At 57.0% G+C, this 17,423-nt stretch carries 18 protein-coding genes; 2 read left to right on the top strand and 16 right to left on the bottom strand.

All coding sequences use genetic code 11. The annotated features are described in order from the left end of the window. Positions 1-2: 2 nt before the first annotated feature. The 5 genes from GQF03_RS01800 to GQF03_RS01780 form a co-directional block, all read right to left on the bottom strand. Positions 3-1,292 carry a TRAP transporter large permease gene (locus GQF03_RS01800; RefSeq protein ID WP_161337469.1) on the bottom strand — a complete coding sequence of 430 codons (1,290 nt, stop codon included), beginning with the start codon at positions 1,290-1,292 and terminating at the stop codon, positions 3-5. An 11-nt stretch (positions 1,293-1,303) separates the two neighbouring features. Further along, the gene (locus GQF03_RS01795; protein WP_161337467.1) at positions 1,304-1,867 is read right to left on the bottom strand and encodes a TRAP transporter small permease subunit; all 564 of its coding nucleotides are present in this window, start codon (positions 1,865-1,867) and stop codon (positions 1,304-1,306) included. Between the two features lie 73 nt (positions 1,868-1,940). Then, entirely contained in the window at positions 1,941-2,996 is a 1,056-nt protein-coding gene (locus GQF03_RS01790) for a TRAP transporter substrate-binding protein (RefSeq protein ID WP_206376088.1), read from the bottom strand. A 30-nt stretch (positions 2,997-3,026) separates the two neighbouring features. After that, a complete protein-coding gene (locus GQF03_RS01785) occupies positions 3,027-3,875 on the bottom strand; it encodes a putative hydro-lyase (protein ID WP_161337466.1) in 849 nt (282 codons plus the stop codon). Between the two features lie 227 nt (positions 3,876-4,102). Further along, entirely contained in the window at positions 4,103-5,020 is a 918-nt protein-coding gene (locus GQF03_RS01780) for a LysR family transcriptional regulator (protein WP_162858401.1), read from the bottom strand. A 196-nt stretch (positions 5,021-5,216) separates the two neighbouring features. Between GQF03_RS01780 and GQF03_RS01775 the strand changes: the two genes are divergently transcribed. Further along, on the top strand, positions 5,217-6,722 hold the full coding sequence (locus GQF03_RS01775) for an aldehyde dehydrogenase (protein WP_161337464.1): 1,506 nt from the start codon (positions 5,217-5,219) through the stop codon (positions 6,720-6,722). 30 nt (positions 6,723-6,752) lie between these two features. Continuing rightward, entirely contained in the window at positions 6,753-7,802 is a 1,050-nt protein-coding gene (locus GQF03_RS01770) for an alcohol dehydrogenase (RefSeq protein ID WP_161337463.1), read from the top strand. A gap of 74 nt (positions 7,803-7,876) precedes the next feature. Here the strand turns inward: GQF03_RS01770 and GQF03_RS01765 are convergent, their stop codons facing one another. The 11 genes from GQF03_RS01765 to GQF03_RS01715 form a co-directional block, all read right to left on the bottom strand. Further along, on the bottom strand, positions 7,877-8,101 hold the full coding sequence (locus GQF03_RS01765) for a hypothetical protein (RefSeq protein WP_161337462.1): 225 nt from the start codon (positions 8,099-8,101) through the stop codon (positions 7,877-7,879). Positions 8,102-8,198: 97 nt separating this feature from the next. Then, a complete protein-coding gene (locus GQF03_RS01760) occupies positions 8,199-8,900 on the bottom strand; it encodes a DUF2461 domain-containing protein (RefSeq protein WP_161337460.1) in 702 nt (233 codons plus the stop codon). A gap of 11 nt (positions 8,901-8,911) precedes the next feature. Next, the gene (gene paaK, locus GQF03_RS01755) at positions 8,912-10,210 is read right to left on the bottom strand and encodes a phenylacetate--CoA ligase PaaK (protein WP_161337458.1); all 1,299 of its coding nucleotides are present in this window, start codon (positions 10,208-10,210) and stop codon (positions 8,912-8,914) included. 11 nt (positions 10,211-10,221) lie between these two features. Next, entirely contained in the window at positions 10,222-11,424 is a 1,203-nt protein-coding gene (pcaF, locus tag GQF03_RS01750; RefSeq protein ID WP_161337457.1) for a 3-oxoadipyl-CoA thiolase, read from the bottom strand. After that, the gene (gene paaI, locus GQF03_RS01745) at positions 11,421-11,885 is read right to left on the bottom strand and encodes a hydroxyphenylacetyl-CoA thioesterase PaaI (protein WP_161337456.1); all 465 of its coding nucleotides are present in this window, start codon (positions 11,883-11,885) and stop codon (positions 11,421-11,423) included. Before paaI ends, pcaF begins: the two co-directional genes overlap by 4 nt. 2 nt (positions 11,886-11,887) lie before the next feature. Next, entirely contained in the window at positions 11,888-12,670 is a 783-nt protein-coding gene (locus tag GQF03_RS01740; protein WP_161337454.1) for an enoyl-CoA hydratase, read from the bottom strand. A gap of 151 nt (positions 12,671-12,821) precedes the next feature. Further along, a complete protein-coding gene (locus GQF03_RS01735; RefSeq protein WP_161337453.1) occupies positions 12,822-13,805 on the bottom strand; it encodes a GGDEF domain-containing protein in 984 nt (327 codons plus the stop codon). Positions 13,806-14,036: 231 nt separating this feature from the next. Continuing rightward, the gene (locus tag GQF03_RS01730; RefSeq protein ID WP_161337452.1) at positions 14,037-14,738 is read right to left on the bottom strand and encodes an ABC transporter ATP-binding protein; all 702 of its coding nucleotides are present in this window, start codon (positions 14,736-14,738) and stop codon (positions 14,037-14,039) included. A gap of 3 nt (positions 14,739-14,741) precedes the next feature. Next, positions 14,742-15,491: an ABC transporter ATP-binding protein gene (locus GQF03_RS01725; RefSeq protein WP_161337451.1), complete on the bottom strand. Its 750-nt coding sequence runs from the start codon at positions 15,489-15,491 to the stop codon at positions 14,742-14,744. Further along, complete coding sequence (locus GQF03_RS01720; RefSeq protein WP_161337450.1) at positions 15,488-16,480, bottom strand: branched-chain amino acid ABC transporter permease; 993 nt, start codon at positions 16,478-16,480, stop codon at positions 15,488-15,490. Before GQF03_RS01720 ends, GQF03_RS01725 begins: the two co-directional genes overlap by 4 nt. Continuing rightward, positions 16,477-17,406: a branched-chain amino acid ABC transporter permease gene (locus GQF03_RS01715; protein WP_161337449.1), complete on the bottom strand. Its 930-nt coding sequence runs from the start codon at positions 17,404-17,406 to the stop codon at positions 16,477-16,479. The genes GQF03_RS01720 and GQF03_RS01715 overlap by 4 nt, the downstream gene beginning before the upstream one ends. Between the last annotated feature and the right edge of the window lie 17 nt (positions 17,407-17,423).

Raw genomic sequence — 17,423 nt, 5'->3', positions numbered from 1 at the left:
CTTCAACTGGGGTAAACGAGGCTTGGCATCCATAGTGCGATATCGGGAAAGGCAAGGAGCAATCCGATCATCACGAACATGGTGAGCACAAAGGGCAGGGCGCCGATCATCACGTCATTGAGACGACCGTCCTTTCGAATGCCCTGCACAACATAAAGATTGATCCCGATCGGCGGCGTGATCAGCGCGGTTTCCAGCAGCACCATCAAAAGGATGCCAAACCAGACCGGATCGTAGCCAAGCTGGATGACGATGGGCGCAAGGAGCGGGGCAGTCGTCAGCAGCATTGACAGGGTTTCCATAAAGCACCCGAGCAGGATTAGGAAACCGATGATCATCAGCATCGTCTGGAACGGCGTCCAGCCAAGATCAACGATGGCCTGCGTCAACGCCTGCGTCAGGCCGATGGTCGCCAGGATAAAATTCAGGAATATCGCGGCCAGAATGATCAGCATGATCATCGCCGTCGTCCGCATGGTTCCCTCAATCGCCGCCTTCAGCATGTCGATGCTGAGAGTTTTGTTGGCGGCGGCAAGTCCGAGCGCCGCAACGACGCCGAGAGAGGCGGCTTCCGTCGGTGTTGCAAGACCCGCATAAATCGAGCCGACAACGACGAGGAAGATACCAAGCGGGGGGAGAAGGCCCGGAAGACTGCCAATGCGCGTTTTCCAGGTAACATCGACCTTGCTGCCGCCCCAGCTTTTACGGAAGAAGCAGGCAACAATGACCGTGAGCATAAAAAGCCCGGCTAGGAGGAGGCCGGGAAGGAAGCCGGCAAGGTACAGTTCCGGCACGGAAGTATCGGTGAGCAGGCCATAGAGGATCAGGTTGATCGACGGCGGGATAAGGATGCCGAGCGTTCCGCCGGCAGCAAGTGTCCCAAGGAACAGCCGCTCATTATAATTGCGTTTCTGAACTTCGGGGAGGGCCACGGTGCCAATTGTCGCGGCCGTGGCAACGCTTGAGCCCGAGGTTGCCGCGAACAGGGAGCAGGCGCCGATATTCGAATGCATCAGGCCGCCGGGCAGCCAGCTCAGCCATTGCACCATTCCTTCATACATCTTTGAGGCAATGCCGGACCGCAACAGCAGCTCGCCGAGGAGGACGAACATCGGGATCGCCACCAGCAGGAATTCGGTGCTGTTCTGCCAGGCAATATCGCCAAGTGCGAGATAGAGCGGGCTTGAAGAGAAGCTGAAATTGAGCGACAGGGCCAGCCAGGCGAGCGCCGCGGCGATCGGGATACCGAGCGCCACGAGGCCGAGGAGAATGAAGATCGCTTGAAACAACATGGCAGGTCTCCTCAGGCTGTTTCTTCGTCGATCTGTTCATCGACGGACTTGACGCCGACGAGGCGCTGGATGGTCGCCCAGTCCTTCCTGAAGACGGCATGGAGGGAGGCGACGAGGATGAGAAGGCCGGTCAGCAGCGCGAAGGCAAGGCCCAGCCACCAGACGGTTTGCGGGATGGCGAGCGGCGTGCGCAGCGGCGTGATTGACCGCGATCCATGGAAAAAGCTGTCCGTCAGCAGATTGAACCCGAGATAGGCGATCAGGCCGATAAATCCGAGGAGGAGGGCAAGCCCGATAATATCGGACGCGACGCGGCCCCATCGCGGAAACAGATGATAAAAGGCATCGACGCGGATATTGGCGCGGCTGAGCAGCGCATAGGCGAAGGCAAGGCTCGTTGACATACCGAAGGCGTATCCGGAAAGCTCGTCCGATCCGGCGAGGCTTATATTCAGAAATTTCCTGGCAAATACATCGATCGTGACGAGAAAGGCGGCCCCAATCAGCATGATCCCGCCCAGCCAGACGAGACGTTTCGATATTGCCTCGAATGATCCCAGTAACCTGTTTATCATCGCGCTTCTCCCTGCAAATTATTGACGGAGGCCGGCTTTTTACCCACCGGCCTCCGCGGTTTTTGTTTCGGGTCTATTTGGCGGTCGCCTGCATACCCGTAATTTTGCCGACTGTTGCATTCCAGTCCGCCGCACAATCCGCGCCGCAGCGCTCTGCCCAGCGGGCGAGAATGACATCCTTGGCAATCTGGTCGCGCGCCTTGAGATCATCCGCGCTCGGCGTGATCAAAGTCATGCTGGCGGCTTCGCCAATGTCGCATTTCTTGCCCGACAGACAATCCAGTGCAATGGCATCTTCCGTTGCCGTTTCCGCCCACATGGCGTCGGTCAGCTTGTCGAGCTCCGCTTGCAGCGTGGCTTGCTTTTCCGGGCCAAGCGCATTCCATTTGTCCATATTCATGGCGCCGAAGGCGAGGCCCCAGCCAACCCGCATGGTATAGCCGTAATCGGCAACCTGGTACCATTTTGCGGAATAGGCCGACATGGTGCCGGTAATCGCACAGTCAACAACGCCCTTTTCAAGCGCTGGGATCACTTCAGCGAAGGGGACGGTCACGCTGGTGCCGCCAACACCTTCAACGAAATCGCCGAGGGTTGTCGCATAAACGCGTATTTTCTTGCCCTCCAGGTCATCGATTTTGCTAACCTCTCCCTTGCACCAGAGCATCTGGCTCGGGAACGGATACAGCTGCAGCAACTTGGCATTGTATATATCGGCGACGGCCTTTTCCAAAATCGGGAAATAGGCCTCGGCGACTTTGCGCTGGGTGTCGATATCTTGCGTGATAGTGGAAAGATCGGCCCCCTCAAAGACCGGGTTTTCCGCCGCGACATATCCCGGCAGCCCATGGGCGTAATCATAAACGCCAAGTTTCAGAAGACGCATGATTTCGAAGCCCTTGAGGCCAAGCTCGGTTTGCGGCTTGATATCGCCGACAATTGCACCACCGGTCGCGGCGGAAATTTTCTCGTTCCAGAACGGTCCTTCATGTTTCTGGTAATTGGGAAGATTTCCCCAGGTGCCAACCGCCTTGATCATGACGGGATCGTCCGCCTTCGCGGTGACAGTGAACGCACCGAAAGCGGCGACCATCGCCATTCCGGTGCAGATTTTTTTCAGTATCTTCATAACTTTCTCCCTTTTTAATAAACCTTTTATTTAAGTTGATGGCAGCAGACAGGCCGGATCATCGCTTGCAAGATCGGTGACCAGCATATGGCCGGGGGCGTGCGAGATAAAAACCGGCAGTTCCGCCGCTTCGATTGCGGCCTGTGGCGTGACGCCGCAGGCCCAGAAAACCGGGACCTCCCCATCCTCGAACCGGGTTGCGTCGCCCCAGTCGGGCGTCGCGATGTCGCGAATTCCGATCGCCGACGGATCGCCGATATGCACGGGCGTGCCATGCGCCTGCGGAAATTCACGGGTTATCTCGACGGCCCGGTCAATATCATTCGGGTCGAGCGGGCGCATGGAAACAACCAGCGGCCCGACGAACGGCCCGGCCGCGACGGTCGGAATGGTCGTCCGGTACATGGATACCGTCTTGTTCTCGTCGATATGGCGGAGAGATATTCCCTCATGGATCAATGCTTCCTCGAAGGAAAAGGAACAGCCGAGGACAAAGGCGACCAGATCATCTGTCCAGATATCGAGAAGGGAGGTGACGCGCGCATCCAGGACGCCGCCGCGATAGATATTATAGGCCGGAACGTCGGTGCGAATGTCTACATCCCTGCCGAGGCGTCGCAGGATAGGATCTCCTGTCTCCGTCATTCCGACCAGCGGACAAGGTTTTGGATTGTTCCGGCAGAAGGTTTCAAAATCCTCGGCGTGGGAGGCGGGAACGATCGCGATATTCCCCTGCAGGTGACCGGCACCCAATCCGGCCGTCTGTCCGCTGTATCGTCCCTTGCGGATATGCTGGCGGACGTCGTAAGGGGAAAGGCTGCTGAGCTGCCGATAAGATACGGCATCTTTTCTTTCCGATGTCTCTGGCGACTGTCCCACGTCATTCCCTCCGCCGTTTGTTTAGGTCGGGTTCCTTATTGGCTTGGGAAATTTATCTCACAGTAAATTCATAAAATCTAATTCTTAATTTTTTGCCTTAGTGATAAATTAATTTTATCATCCGTTTTGGTAATTTTCATTCGAGAAAAATATTATAAAATAATTAGATAGATAAAATAATTAAACGAAAACATTACATTAAAGGGCAGCCTATCGACGGTAAAAAATTACCTGGCGGCCTGTTTCTGGTACGCACGGGTAATTTCCAGCGCATGGTCGATGATTTTTTCGGTCACGGGATTATAGGGCTCCGTCGGGTAGGAGGCGGTGAATTTCAGGCGGGGTGGCCGCCATTCACACTGGATTTCCTGAAGGCTTCCATTCGCCAGTTCCTTCTGGATCATTTGCCGCGGCAAGGTTGCGACGCCGATGCCGTCCAGCGCCATCCGCAGGATCGCGGCGAGCGAGCTTGACGGAAATATCCGCGCCGGAAGTTCGGTATATTTACGAAGCTGGCGGGCCAGTTCCGCATAGGGCCGCGTATTTCGCGCATAGGTGATCAGCGGGTTATCGGCGAGTTCATCCAACGTGACGGGCCGCGCCGTCTGGATATTGAGAGACGGGGAGGCGGCCCAGACGATTTCAAATTCGATAAGATCATGGTTCTCTATCTGAAAATCGGAAAGTGGTCCCATCAGAAAGGCGAAATCGAGCGATCTTTCCGTAAGCTCCCGGCGGAGGTTGATGGTCGCATCGACGACGATCTCGACCTCGATCGTCGGGTATTTGCGGTGCAGGCCGGTGATAAAGGCGGGAAGCCAGGTATGAACAATTGTCTCCGATACGCCAAGGCGGAGGATGCCCGCAAGATCTTCATTCTGCCCGATGCGATCCACCAGGAGCGCGGATGTCCGCAAGAGCTTCTCCGCGTAGGGCACAAGCTCGAGACCCTTCGCCGTCAACCGGATAAAGCTGGTATCGCGCTCGAACAGGCGAACACCCAATGTTTCTTCAAGCCGGGCGATACGCGATGAAATTGCGGGTTGAGTTGTATTCAGTTTTTCGGCCGTTTTGCGGAAACTGCGTAGCGTCGCCACCCAGAGGAAAGTCTGCAATTGGGTCAGGTTGATGTTTCCCGGAACCATAAATTTATCCTATCGGGAACGGAGCGTCTTGGTAAGAAAAGGTTATACAATAAAATTGTTTAACTGTCAGTTGGCAATCAAACAATTTTTTTTGAGCCATCGGTCAAAGTAAGGCTTTCACGAAGAGGAGGCATTGGGTATTCTCGATATCAATTAAATATTGTCTGACATCAATAAGATAAAAGAGGAAAAAAGCATGTCCGCAGCACCTGCCCCCACACGCGAAGATTGGGAGAAACTGGAAAGCCAGATCACGATCCGCAACAAGGCCTTTATCAATGGCCAGTATGTCGATGCGGCCTCCGGGAAAACATTCGATTGCGTCAGCCCGGTTGATGGCCGCGTTCTGACGAAAGTCGCCGCCTGCGATGTCGAGGACGTCAATCGTGCCGTTGCCGCCGCGCGTGCCGCATTTGACTCCGGCGCCTGGTCGCGCGCAGCGCCGGCAAAGCGCAAATCGGTGTTGCAGAAATTCGCCGGCCTGATCATGAAAAACAAGGACGAGCTGGCGCTGCTGGAATGTCTCGATATGGGCAAGCCCGTGAAATGGGCGGGCGCGGTGGACGTTCCGGGGTCCGCTGGCTGTATCTCCTGGTATGCCGAAGCGATCGACAAGATGTATGACGAAATCGCGCCGACGGACCGGCGGCGGTCGCTCGCCCTGATCACCCGCGAACCGATTGGCGTTGTCGCCTGTGTGGTTCCGTGGAACTTCCCCTTGCTGATGGGATCGTGGAAATTTGCGCCGGCGCTTGCCGCGGGCAACAGCGTGATCCTGAAGCCGGCGGAACAGTCGCCGCTGACGGCGCTGCGCATCGCCGAGCTTGCTGTGGAAGCCGGCATCCCTGAAGGGGTATTCAATGTGCTTCCGGGGTTCGGCGAAACCGCCGGGCAGGCCCTTGGCCGCCATATGGACGTCGATGCACTTGCCTTCACCGGCTCGACCGAAGTGGGCAAGCTCTTCATGCGCTATTCCGGTGAAAGCAATCTCAAGGCCGTCGGGCTGGAATGCGGCGGCAAGAGCCCGAGCCTGGTCATGGCGGACGCCGATCTCGACCTTGCCGCGAAAAAGATCGCCATGGGTGTCTTCTTCAATCAGGGGGAGGTTTGCACGGCAGCCTCCCGCCTGGTGGTGCAGGACAGCATCAAGGACGAACTTGTCGAGAAAATTGCTAATGTTGCCAAAACCCTGCAACCGACCGATCCGTTGAGCCCGAAAGCCGTCGTCGGCGCCATGGTCGACAAAACCCAGACCGACCGGGTGATGGGCTATATCAACAAGGGACAGGAAGAGGGCGCCAGCCTGTTTTATGGCGGCAAGCAGGTGCTTCAAGAAACCGGCGGCTTTTATATCGAGCCGACGATTTTCGACAATGTCTCCAATGACATGACCATCGCCCGTGAGGAAATTTTCGGTCCCGTCATCAGCACGATCACCTTCAAGGATATGGATGAAGGGGTCAAGATCGCCAATGATACGATCTACGGCCTTGCGGCGTCTGTCTGGACCCGGGATATCTCTAAGGCGCATCAACTGGCGCAGTCCCTCCGGGCCGGTACGGTCTGGGTCAATACCTATGACGATGTGGATATGTCGACGCCATTCGGTGGCTACAAGCAGTCCGGCAGCGGCCGCGATCGCTCGCTCCATGCGCTTGAAAAATACACCCAGCTCAAGACGACCTGGATCAATATTGCCTGATCGATTGGGAAGAAAAACGGGATACAGAAAATGAAAAGCTTCCAATTCGAGGAATATGGCGCGCCGCTGGTCGAGAACACGGGCGATGCGCCCACCGTGAGTGGAGACGAGGTTCTGATGGATGTTACGGCCTGCGGCGTTTGCCACAGCGATATCCATATCTGGGAGGGATATTTCGATCTCGGCAACGACAAAAAACTGGATATCCGGGGCGGGCGGCAACTGCCACATACGCTCGGCCATGAAATTGTCGGAACGGTTGCGGCCGTGGGCGAGAATGTCACGGATGTGAAGGTCGGTGACAAGCGGGTGGTCTATCCCTGGATCGGCTGCGGCAAATGCGCCATTTGCGAATCCGGAGAGGAGCAGCTCTGCAGTCGCCCGCGCCAGCTCGGCATCGATGTGGCGGGGGGGTATGCCGATACGCTGCTGGTGCCGCATTCGCGCTATTTGCTCGATTATGGCGCGCTCTCGAAGGATCTGGCTTGCACCTATACCTGTTCGGGTCTGACGGCCTACAGCGCGCTTCAGAAGGTCAAATCCCGCACGGACGGCGGCAAGCTTTTGATCATTGGCGCGGGCGGCGTTGGTCTTGCGGCCATGGCGATCGCGAAATCCGTCACCGATGCAGAGATTTACGTCGCTGATATCGATCCGGCGAAGCGCGACGCGGGAATCAAGGCGGGTGCGGTCGCCGCCATAGATCCCTCCGATCCTGCGGCCTTCAAGAGTTTCATGGGAACCACCGGCGGCGGCGTCAATGCCACCATCGATTTTGTCGGTGCGGAAAGCAGCGCGGCTTTCGGCGCCAAGGTGCTTGCGAAGGGCGGCAAGCTTGTCATCGTCGGACTTTTCGGCGGCGGTTTCTCCATGCCGCTTCCCATGTTTCCGATCAAGGCCATCTCGGTCGAGGGAAGTTATGTGGGCAATCTTCGTGAAATGCGGGAACTGATGGAACTCGCCAAGGCGGGCAAGCTGAGCGAACTCGCCATCACGCCCCGCCCGATGAAGGAGGCCTACAATACCCTTGAGGATCTGCGCGCCGGAAAGATCGTCGGCCGGGTGGTATTGCAGAGCTAAAATCTCTGGCGACAAAAAAGAAAAAAAGGCGGCATTTTAAGTGCCGCCTTTTTTGTATTCCGGTGCCGGTGCGATTAGTGGATGGGGCCGCCGATTTCCATATCGATGAGTTCATTCACCACGCGCATCAATTCGATGCAGGCATAGAGGTCTTCTTCCGCGGTGCTGTTCCGGCGCAGCGCCTCGGCCTCGGCGCGCAGCAATTCCACTGCATTTTCGCCCTGATGCACGATCAGGTTATGCGCGGTGCTGTACAGATCGATTGTCGTATCCGGGTGCAGTTCAATGATATTCATCATGGCGTTCGTCCTTAAGCGGTGCCGATTTATCAACTTGCACCAATTTTAGGAAAACACTCTTAAAAGAAGGTTAAAGTCCGGGCGGGGCAGCGAATACCTAAAAAGGGAGTTCGACGGCGTTGGTCAGGAACCGCATGAACGGCGTCGCCTTGTGGAAGGCATCCTCCACCTCATCGACGAAATCTGGGCGGGTAATCCTGTTGATATCGTCCAGCGGCTTCATGACAAACAGGGTCTTGCGCCTAAGATCCTCAATTTCCGGATGATCGATAGAGAAGTTTTTGGGCGCGCGTTTCAGGCCGTCTCCGCGAATGCCCTCATGGAAGGTCGCCCGGAAATCGGGGTCCGCCTTGATTCCCTTCCATTCCTTACCCCTTTCATCGATGGCATGGCGGATTTTGGCAAGCACCGGGGCCGGGGGCAGATAGATACCGCCGCCGAAGCGCACCCCGTCGAGCGCCAGATGCACATAATATCCCGGAGCATGGGCGTCGCGGCCGGCCTGATGTCGAAATTGGCAGGCCGCATGCTCTTTATACGGCTTTGGATCGCGGGAGAATCGCACGTCCCGGTAAATGCGGAACATCGAACCGCCGTTAGGCCGGGGGTCGGCAATGAACATTGGCGCAATTGCCTCAAGCCGCGGCGCCATCGCCTCGATGAAATCGCACATCGGGTAAACAACGACATCCTTGTAGCGCTGTTTATTCGCATTGAACCATTCCCGATTGTTGTTCTCGATCAGCTCGGCGTAAAACCGCAGAAAGTCCTTCGGGAACCCCTGAAAATTACTTGTCATGGCTCCGCCCTTTACGCTTTCCTGTGGTCAATAACCCGTTTTGCCTTGCCGAGAGACCGCTCGATTGAGCCGGGTTCGCAAATGTCGATTATGGCAGTTACCCCGAGAACACCTTTTATCCGGTGGCGCAGTTTTCCGGCCGTATCGCTGTCCGCGCCGCCCGCAGGCTCCCGCTCAACGCGGACGGTCAGGCTGTCAAGGGCGCCTTCGCGGCGCACTTCGAGCTGATAATGGGCGGACAGGCCCGCCGTCTGCACGACCAGTTCCTCCACTTGCGAGGGGAAAAGGTTGACGCCCCGGATGATCAGCATGTCGTCGGTGCGGCCCGTGATTTTTTCCATCCGCCGCATGGAGCGCGCGGTGCCGGGCAGAAGCCGGGAAAGATCTCCCGTGCGGTAGCGGATGACAGGAAAGGCCTCCTTGGTGAGGGAGGTGAAGACCAACTCGCCCTTTTCGCCATCGGGTAAAACCTCGCCGGTTTCGGGGTCGATGATTTCGGGGTAGAAATGATCTTCCCAGACCACCGGCCCGTCCTTGGTCTCGATACATTCACTGGCGACGCCCGGTCCCATGACTTCGGAAAGACCATAGATATCGAGCGCGTCGATATCAAAGCGTGTTTCAATCTCGCTCCGCATCGCTTCGCTCCAGGGCTCGGCGCCGAAAATTCCGGCTTTCAGCGGCGATTTTCGCGGGTCCAGCCCCTGGCGTTCAAACTCGTCGGCAATCGCCATCATGTAGGAGGGGGTGACCATGATGATATCGGCGCCGAAATCGTTGATGATCTGCACCTGTCGCTCCGTCTGGCCACCGGATATGGGAACGACGGTGCAGCCCAGAATCTCGGCGCCGTAATGCGCGCCAAGACCGCCGGTGAACAGACCATAGCCATAGGTCACATGGACGATATGCTCCCTCCGTCCGCCGCCAGCGCGGATGGAACGGGCGACGAGATGCGACCAGTTATCGACATCGCCCTGTGTATAGCCGACAACCGTTGCCCGGCCCGTCGTGCCCGAGGAGGCATGAAGCCGGACGATGTCACGCTTCGGAACGGCGAACATGCCGAAGGGATAGTTGTCGCGAAGATCCTGCTTTTTGCAGAAGGGAAATTTCGCGATCTCGTCAAGCGATGTGAGATCGTCCGGATGAACCCCTGCCGCGTCAAACCTCCCGCGGAACAGGGGTACATTCTGATAGGCATGCGCCAAACTCTTTTTCATCCGCTTGAGCTGAAGCGCCGAAATCTCGTCCCGGCTTGCGATTTCAATGGGATCAAGCTCGTTCTTCAATGGCGGAGTAAGGCGCATGACTTCCTCGTCTAGACTCTTTCGATTACCGTGGCGATCCCCTGTCCGACACCAATGCACATGGTGCAAAGGGCATAGCGCCCTCCTGTCCGGTGGAGCTGGTACATCGCCGTGGTCAGCAGGCGCGCGCCGGACATGCCAAGCGGATGACCGAGGGCAATGGCGCCCCCCAGGGGGTTTACGCGCGGATCGTCGTCCTTGAGGCCGAGCTCGCGCATGACGGCAAGGCCTTGCGCCGCGAAGGCTTCGTTCAGCTCGATAACGTCCATGTCATCCATGGAAAGGCCAAGGCGGGCTAGCAGTTTCTTACTGGCGGGGGCCGGGCCGATCCCCATAATGCGCGGCGGAACGCCGGCGGTGGCGGCGCCGAGGATGCGGGCCTTTGCCGTCAGGCCATATTCCTCGATCGCTTCATCGGAGGCGAGGAGGAGGGCGCAGGCACCGTCATTCACACCCGAGGCATTGCCCGCCGTCACGGAGCCCCCGGCGCGGAAGGGCGCCTTCAGGGCCGCGAGTTTTTCGATGCTGGTCGCCCGTGGATGCTCGTCCACATCGACAACGACCGGATCACCTTTGCGCTGCGGGATGACGACGGGGATTATCTCGTCGTTGAAGGATCCATTGGCCTGGGCGGCAGCGGCCTTTTCCTGGCTCCGGAGTGCAAAAAGGTCCTGGTCCTCGCGGCGAACCTGATAGTCTTCGGCCACGTTTTCCGCCGTTTCCGGCATGGAATCGGTGCCATATTGTTCCTTCATCTTCTTGTTGACGAAGCGCCAGCCGATGGTGGTGTCGAAAATCTCGGCGTTGCGCGAGAAGGGTTCCGTCGCCTTGCCCATAACGAAGGGCGCACGGCTCATGCTTTCAACGCCGCCGGAAATGCCAAGATGGGATTCGCCTGTCATGATCTGGCGGGCGATGGTCGCGGTGGCGTCCATGCCGGAGCCGCAAAGCCGATTGATGGTGGCGCCGCCAACACTTTCCGGCAATCCCGCCAGCAGCGTGCACATGCGGGCGACATTGCGGTTATCCTCGCCCGCCTGATTGGCGTTTCCATAGATCACGTCATCGACTTTTTCCCAGTCGACGGTTGGATTACGCTCCATAAGCGCCCGGATTGGAATGGCGCCGAGATCATCCGCACGGACGGCGGACAGGCTGCCGCCGTAACGGCCGATGGGAGTGCGGACGGCATCACAAATATAGGCATTCTTCATTTTTCTTCTCTTTCATTAAGGCCTGGGATCATCTGTCCCTTGATAGTATGAGAGTTGCCGCGAAAAAAAGCGACGGTTTCGCCGCTTTCGTCGCGGACGACGATATCGTAAAGACCCGTTCGGCCGGTTTTCGCAACCTCGACCGCCGTCGCGGTCAGCAGGCTGTTGACCGGAACGGGCTTGATGAAATTTATCTGCGCGGCCTGCGCGACCGTATTCTGGTTGTAGCTGTTGCAGGCATAGGCAAAGGCCGTATCCGCCAGGGTGAAAACATAGCCACCATGGCAGATGCGATGACCGTTCAGCATATAGTCCAGCACGCGCAGGGTCATGACGGCGCGGCCGGGGCTGATTTCCTTCAGCGCGATGCCGATATGCTGCGCCGCATCGTCCTTGCGGTACATGGTCTCGCCGACCGTTCGCGCGATATCCTGGGCGCTCAGGCCCTCGTTGTCGGACATGATTACCGGCCCTTGAAGTTGGCTTTCCGTTTGCCGAGGAAAGCGGCGACGCCTTCGTAGAAATCTTCCGTGCTGCTTGCCATCTGCTGGAAATCGCGCTCGACCTTCAATTGCGTTTCAAGATCGTTGCCAAGGCTCGCGTTCATTGCCTTCTTGATCAGGGCATAGCCTTTCGTTGGGCCCGAGGCCATTCGTTTCGCCAGTTCCTCGGCGGCGGGCATCAACTCGTCGTCCGGATAGATTTTCCAGATCAGCCCCATCTTTTCGGCGTCTTCGGCCGGCAGCTTGTCCCCCAGCATGGCAAGGCCCATGGCTTTGCCCGATCCGACAAGGCGCGGCAGGAAATAGGTACTGCCCGCATCCGGGACGAGACCAATGTGGCAGAAGGCCTGCAGGAAATAGGCGGACTTGGCCGCAAGCACGATATCGCAGGCAAGGGCCAAACTCATGCTGGCGCCGGCCGCGATACCATTGACAGCGGCAATCACCGGCTTTTCGATCGTGCGGACAAAGAGGATCAGCGGGTTATAGTTTTTCTCGAGCGTTTCTCCGGCATCCAGCACACCGCCCGATGCGCTGCTTGCCGATAAATCGGCGCCGGCGCCAAAGGCCCGACCTTCACCGGTGATCAGGACGGCGCGTACATCATCGCTTTTCAGGAGGGGCATAATGGAGCGAAGCTCTTTATGCATTTCATCGCTGAAAGAATTCAGCTTGTCCGGCCGGTTCAGCGTAATCTTGGCAACCCCGTCCTTGATATCGAGTTTGATTGTCGCGTATGTCATTATCCCCGTACTTTCTTATTATTTTGAGAGTATTCGATCGATCCAATTTAATCGAATAGGCTCGGAGAGGACAGAATTTTATTGAAAAATCAGAATTGTCGGGAAGTCTGCGGATTACGTAGCGGCGACAATGGATTGCCGTAATCCACACTCAGGAAATGGCGGGCTCGAGGCGTTTGACGCAGTTCCGTCCGGAATTTTTGGCGGTGTAGAGCGCCTGATCTGCGCGGTTGATAAATGCCAGCGGTTCTTCGGGATGCGCATAGGCGGTAACACCGAAGGACATGGTGACTTTACCAACCTCTTTCTTGGTGGAGCGTTTGATAAGTTTTTTCGCCGAGATCGCCGATCGCAGATCATTCGCGAGGATGACCGCGTCGGCCATCGTCATATCGGGGAGAATGACGCCAAATTCCTCGCCGCCATATCTTGCCGCAATCGACCCCTGTTCGAGACCCTTTGATATGGTGGCGGCGACGAGCTTGATGACCTGATCACCGAAGGTATGGCCATGCGTATCATTGAACTGCTTGAAATGATCGATATCCGCCATGATCAGGCAGAGGTCTGACTTCGTTTCCTGTGCCCGGGCGACCAGTTTGGAAAGTTCCGTATCAAAACTTTTACGGTTCCCAATACCCGTCAGGGAATCGGTATAGGCCTCTCTCTGGACATAATGGAGCCGCCGTTTCAGTTCTGCGATTTCCCGCGAAGCGCTATTAAGGCCTTCCTGGAGCGATAGGGTATTATCGGACATCGAATTTGTCTGGTTGACGATCTCGCCGATAAACGTCTTTAACTCCGGGCCGCTCAAATCGCCGGCTTTGGTGGCGAAATCGTGCAATTGCTCGCCGTAGCTCGAGAAATCGGCGGAACTTCTCGAAAGATCACCCATCATGCTGTCCATGGATTGTTGCACGAGACGGCTGGTCTCCTGGATCGCGCGTCCTTCTTTCTCGCGCGTGAAGAACCGTTCATACAGCTCTTTCCCGATCTTTTCCGTATATTTGCCGTTTTTGGCAATTAGCCCGTTAACTGCCCTGACCAGGTCCGGGTTCGTCTCCTGAAGATATTCATACCAGATGGCATAGTTTTGTGGCGTTTGTCGAATGTCCTGTTCTTCCATCAAAGCCATTGTTCTTTTGGCTGTGAGTCGGACCTTCTCTAAATCGTTTAACTGCAACAAATTAAAATCCTAACCCGCAAAATTAACAACTCTACTTGTGGATTTACTTTTTTTGGGCGGGGAATTCTTATCTGCTTATAATTAAAAAAATATTTAAATTCACCAATTTATTGAGATTTCACGTGAATTTAGTCATAAAAAAGCGATGTGAATTCAATTTGAACACTAAAAAATTGAAAATCAGACGCCGAGATACTTATGCTTGATCTCGTCGTTTTCCTGCAAATCGCGGGATGACCCTTCCCAGACGACGCTGCCTTTTTCGATGATATAGTGACGATCGGCGATTTCACTGAGTGCCTGAATATTTTTATCGATGACAAGAATTGACTGCCCTTCATTCTTGAGATCATGAAGGCAGCGCCAGATTTCCTGGCGGATGAGGGGGGCAAGCCCCTCCGTCGCCTCGTCCAGCATGAGGAGGTCGGGGTTCGTCATGAGCGCCCGGGCGATAGCGAGCATTTGTTGCTCGCCGCCGGATAGCTGGTTCCCCATGCTGTTCTTGCGCTCGCGCAGCTTTGGGAAAAGCTGCCAGATGGCGTCCAGTGTCCATCTGCCGTTTCGCGCCGGGCCCATATTGCCCGTGGCGACCAGGTTTTCTTCAACGGAAAGATTGGGGGAAATCATTCGCCCTTCGGGAACAAGTCCGATCCCCATGCGGGCGATCCGATAGGGAGGCAGGGCGGTAATATCCGCATTTTTAAAACGGACGCGGCCACGCCGGGCGGGCGTCAGTCCCATAATGGCGCGGACCGTTGTCGTTTTCCCCATGCCGTTCCGCCCCATCAGCGTGACGACTTCGCCCTCGTTCACCTTGAGCGACATCTGGAACAACACCTGGCTTTGCCCGTAGTAGCTGTCGATCGCCGTCACGTCCAGCATCGGTCACTCCTCCTCGCCGAGATAGGCCTGGCGGACCTTCTCGTTGCTTCGGATTTCTTCCGGCGTTCCCGTTGCGATCGCCTGTCCGTAGACAAGAACACTGATCCGGTCGGCAAGGCTGAAAACCGCATCCATGTCATGCTCGACAAGAAGGATGCTGAAACGGGATTTGAGCTTCGCGAGATGCGCGACAAGGCGCTCACTGTCTTCGCCCGACATGCCGGCCATCGGCTCGTCGAGGAGCAGCATCTTCGGTTTCGTCGCGAGGGCCACCGCGATCTCGAGCTGACGTTGCTCCCCATGGCTCAGGTTGGCGACGAGCGTCTCGGCGCGATCGTCAAGGCCCATCTCGCGGAGGATGTCCAGCGCCGGTTCGGTCAGCCGGTCGTCGTCCTTCACCTTGCGCCAGAAATGAAAGGAATGGCCGCTATGGGCCTGTACGGCAAGCCGGACATTGTCGAGCACGGTGAAATTCTTGAACAGGGAGGTTATCTGGAACGACCGCGCGAGCCCGATATGGGAGCGCTGCGGTTCCGTCAGCCGTCGGAGATTCCGCCCGGCGAACGTAATCCGGCCGCTATCCGGCGAAATTTCACCCGTCAACTGCTTGATCAACGTTGTCTTGCCGGCGCCGTTCGGTCCGATGATGGCATGCAGCTCACCGTCACGCACATCGATCGACAGCTCGTCCGTGGCAAGCAGTCCGTCGTAATGTTTCACCAGCTTCTCAACTGTCAGGATATTCACCGTCATTCTTCTTTCCTCGCGGCCGGAAGGAAGCTATCGATCCCGTTGCGCGCATAGAGCACGATCAGGATCAGGAGCGGTCCGAATATCAACTGCCAATATTCGCCGATGCGAAGTCCGCCAACGGTGAGCGGGATGGAGGAAAGCAGTTCCTCCAGTATCAGGAAGGCCAGCGCGCCGTACAGCGGGCCGAAAAGACTGCTCATGCCGCCAAGGACGATCATGATGATAAGGTCGCCCGAGCGTGTCCAGTGCATCAGGTCCGGGCTCACGAAATCATTGAGATTGGCCATCAGAAATCCGGCGTATCCGGCGATGACACCGGCAATGACGAAGGCCGTCAACCGGTACTTGTAGGGAGAGAAACCGATCGCGCGCATCCGCGCCTCATTCGACCTGGTGCCGCGAATGACATTGCCAAAAGGGGAGCCGACCAGTCGATGCATCAGGTAGAGCACCACAAGAAGCGAGAGGAAGATAAGGTAATAAAGGCTCTTCTCGTTGTTGAGGTCAATCAGGCCGAGCATATCGCTGCGCGAATAGATGGTCAGGCCGTCGTCGGCGCCATAAGTCTCGACGCCGACGGCGCTGAAATACAGCATCTGGGAAAAGGCCATCGTGATCATGATGAAGTAAACGCCACGCGTGCGCAGGCTGATCGCGCCGATGATGAGCGCGATGACCGCGGAGCCGAAGAGGGCGGCGGCAAGTTGGGCATAGCCGTTCAGCATCCAGTCGATCCCGTCTTCGAACGCATGGAAGGCGCCGATGCCGACGACATAGGCGCCGACGCCGATATAGGCGGCGTGACCGAAACTTACCATCCCGCCGTAGCCGATCAGCAGGTTGAGGCTGAGGGCGGCGATGGCGAGGATCAGGATGCGGGAGACAAGGCCGGTGTAAAAACTGTCGCCGGCCCAGTCGGTCAGGAAAGGGAGAACGGCGAGAAAGATCAGCAGGGCCGCGTTGATCACATATCGCGGGGATGCGGTCATCGTCCAACCCCCTTCGGCGGGAACAGGCCCTGCGGCCGGATGGCGAGCACCAGGGCCATCAGAAGATAGATCATCATCGAGGAAATCGCCGGGGCCGCCGTCGCCGCCGTCTGAGCGGGGAGGACGAGGTCCAGAATTTCCGGCAGGAAAGAGCGACCCACCGTGTCGATGAGGCCGATCAGGATGGCCGCGATAAAGGCCCCCTTTATCGAGCCGATGCCACCGATGACGATGACCACGAGTGTCAGGATCAGAATGCTCTCTCCCATCCCGATCTCGACGGAAAGAATGGGGCCCGCCATCAGGCCCGCAAGCCCGGCAAGGGCCGCGCCAAGACCGAAAACAAGCGTGAAGAGCAGACGGATATTGACGCCGAGCGCGCCGATCATCTCGCGATTGCTGGCGCCCGCCCGGATGAGCATACCGAGCTTGGTGCGGGCGACGATGAAATAAAGAAGCCCGGCAACGAGAAATCCGACGAGAATGATAGCAAGCCGGAACGCCGGGTAGGGCGCGCCGGGAATGATCTCGACCGTATCGTTCAGAAAGTCGGGCAGGGGAATGACGAGGCCGATCGGCCCCCAGATTAACCGGGTGGCTTCATTAAAGAACAAGATCAGGCCGAAGGTTGCCATCACCTGATCAAGATGATCCCGCGAATATAAGGTTCGAAGGGCGATGACCTCGACAATGATGCCAAGCAGGAAGACGGCGGGAAGTGTCAGAACCGCCCCTAGCAGGAAAGACCCCGTCCAGCCGGTGAAGGTCGCGCAGAAATACGCGCCCATCATATAGAACGAGCCATGGGCGAGGTTGACCATATCCATGATGCCGAACACAAGCGTCAACCCGGCCGCCAGCAGGAACAGGAGCAGGCCAAGCTGGAAACCGTTCAGAATCTGTTCCAGCAACAACAACCAGTTCATGGATACGCCTTATCCGA

This window comes from Sneathiella chungangensis, from assembly GCF_009882935.1.
GTDB lineage: Bacteria > Pseudomonadota > Alphaproteobacteria > Sneathiellales > Sneathiellaceae > Sneathiella > Sneathiella chungangensis.
The sequence above is the reverse complement of the archived record's forward strand: the minus strand, read 5'-3'. Positions and strand labels throughout refer to the sequence as shown.

Coding starts and splice junctions, on each gene's coding strand:
- GQF03_RS01775 (WP_161337464.1), top strand. CDS start 5,217: ATGTCCGCAGCACCTGCCCCCACACGCGAAGATTGGGAGAAACTGGAA.
- GQF03_RS01725 (WP_161337451.1), bottom strand. CDS start 15,491: ATGACGGTGAATATCCTGACAGTTGAGAAGCTGGTGAAACATTACGAC.
- GQF03_RS01760 (WP_161337460.1), bottom strand. CDS start 8,900: ATGACAAGTAATTTTCAGGGGTTCCCGAAGGACTTTCTGCGGTTTTAC.
- GQF03_RS01800 (WP_161337469.1), bottom strand. CDS start 1,292: ATGTTGTTTCAAGCGATCTTCATTCTCCTCGGCCTCGTGGCGCTCGGT.
- GQF03_RS01730 (WP_161337452.1), bottom strand. CDS start 14,738: ATGCTGGACGTGACGGCGATCGACAGCTACTACGGGCAAAGCCAGGTG.
- GQF03_RS01735 (WP_161337453.1), bottom strand. CDS start 13,805: ATGGCTTTGATGGAAGAACAGGACATTCGACAAACGCCACAAAACTAT.
- pcaF (WP_161337457.1), bottom strand. CDS start 11,424: ATGAAGAATGCCTATATTTGTGATGCCGTCCGCACTCCCATCGGCCGT.
- GQF03_RS01720 (WP_161337450.1), bottom strand. CDS start 16,480: ATGACCGCATCCCCGCGATATGTGATCAACGCGGCCCTGCTGATCTTT.
- paaK (WP_161337458.1), bottom strand. CDS start 10,210: ATGCGCCTTACTCCGCCATTGAAGAACGAGCTTGATCCCATTGAAATC.
- GQF03_RS01770 (WP_161337463.1), top strand. CDS start 6,753: ATGAAAAGCTTCCAATTCGAGGAATATGGCGCGCCGCTGGTCGAGAAC.
- GQF03_RS01780 (WP_162858401.1), bottom strand. CDS start 5,020: ATGGTTCCGGGAAACATCAACCTGACCCAATTGCAGACTTTCCTCTGG.
- GQF03_RS01790 (WP_206376088.1), bottom strand. CDS start 2,996: ATGAAGATACTGAAAAAAATCTGCACCGGAATGGCGATGGTCGCCGCT.
- paaI (WP_161337456.1), bottom strand. CDS start 11,885: ATGTCCGACAACGAGGGCCTGAGCGCCCAGGATATCGCGCGAACGGTC.
- GQF03_RS01765 (WP_161337462.1), bottom strand. CDS start 8,101: ATGATGAATATCATTGAACTGCACCCGGATACGACAATCGATCTGTAC.
- GQF03_RS01740 (WP_161337454.1), bottom strand. CDS start 12,670: ATGACATACGCGACAATCAAACTCGATATCAAGGACGGGGTTGCCAAG.
- GQF03_RS01795 (WP_161337467.1), bottom strand. CDS start 1,867: ATGATAAACAGGTTACTGGGATCATTCGAGGCAATATCGAAACGTCTC.
- GQF03_RS01715 (WP_161337449.1), bottom strand. CDS start 17,406: ATGAACTGGTTGTTGTTGCTGGAACAGATTCTGAACGGTTTCCAGCTT.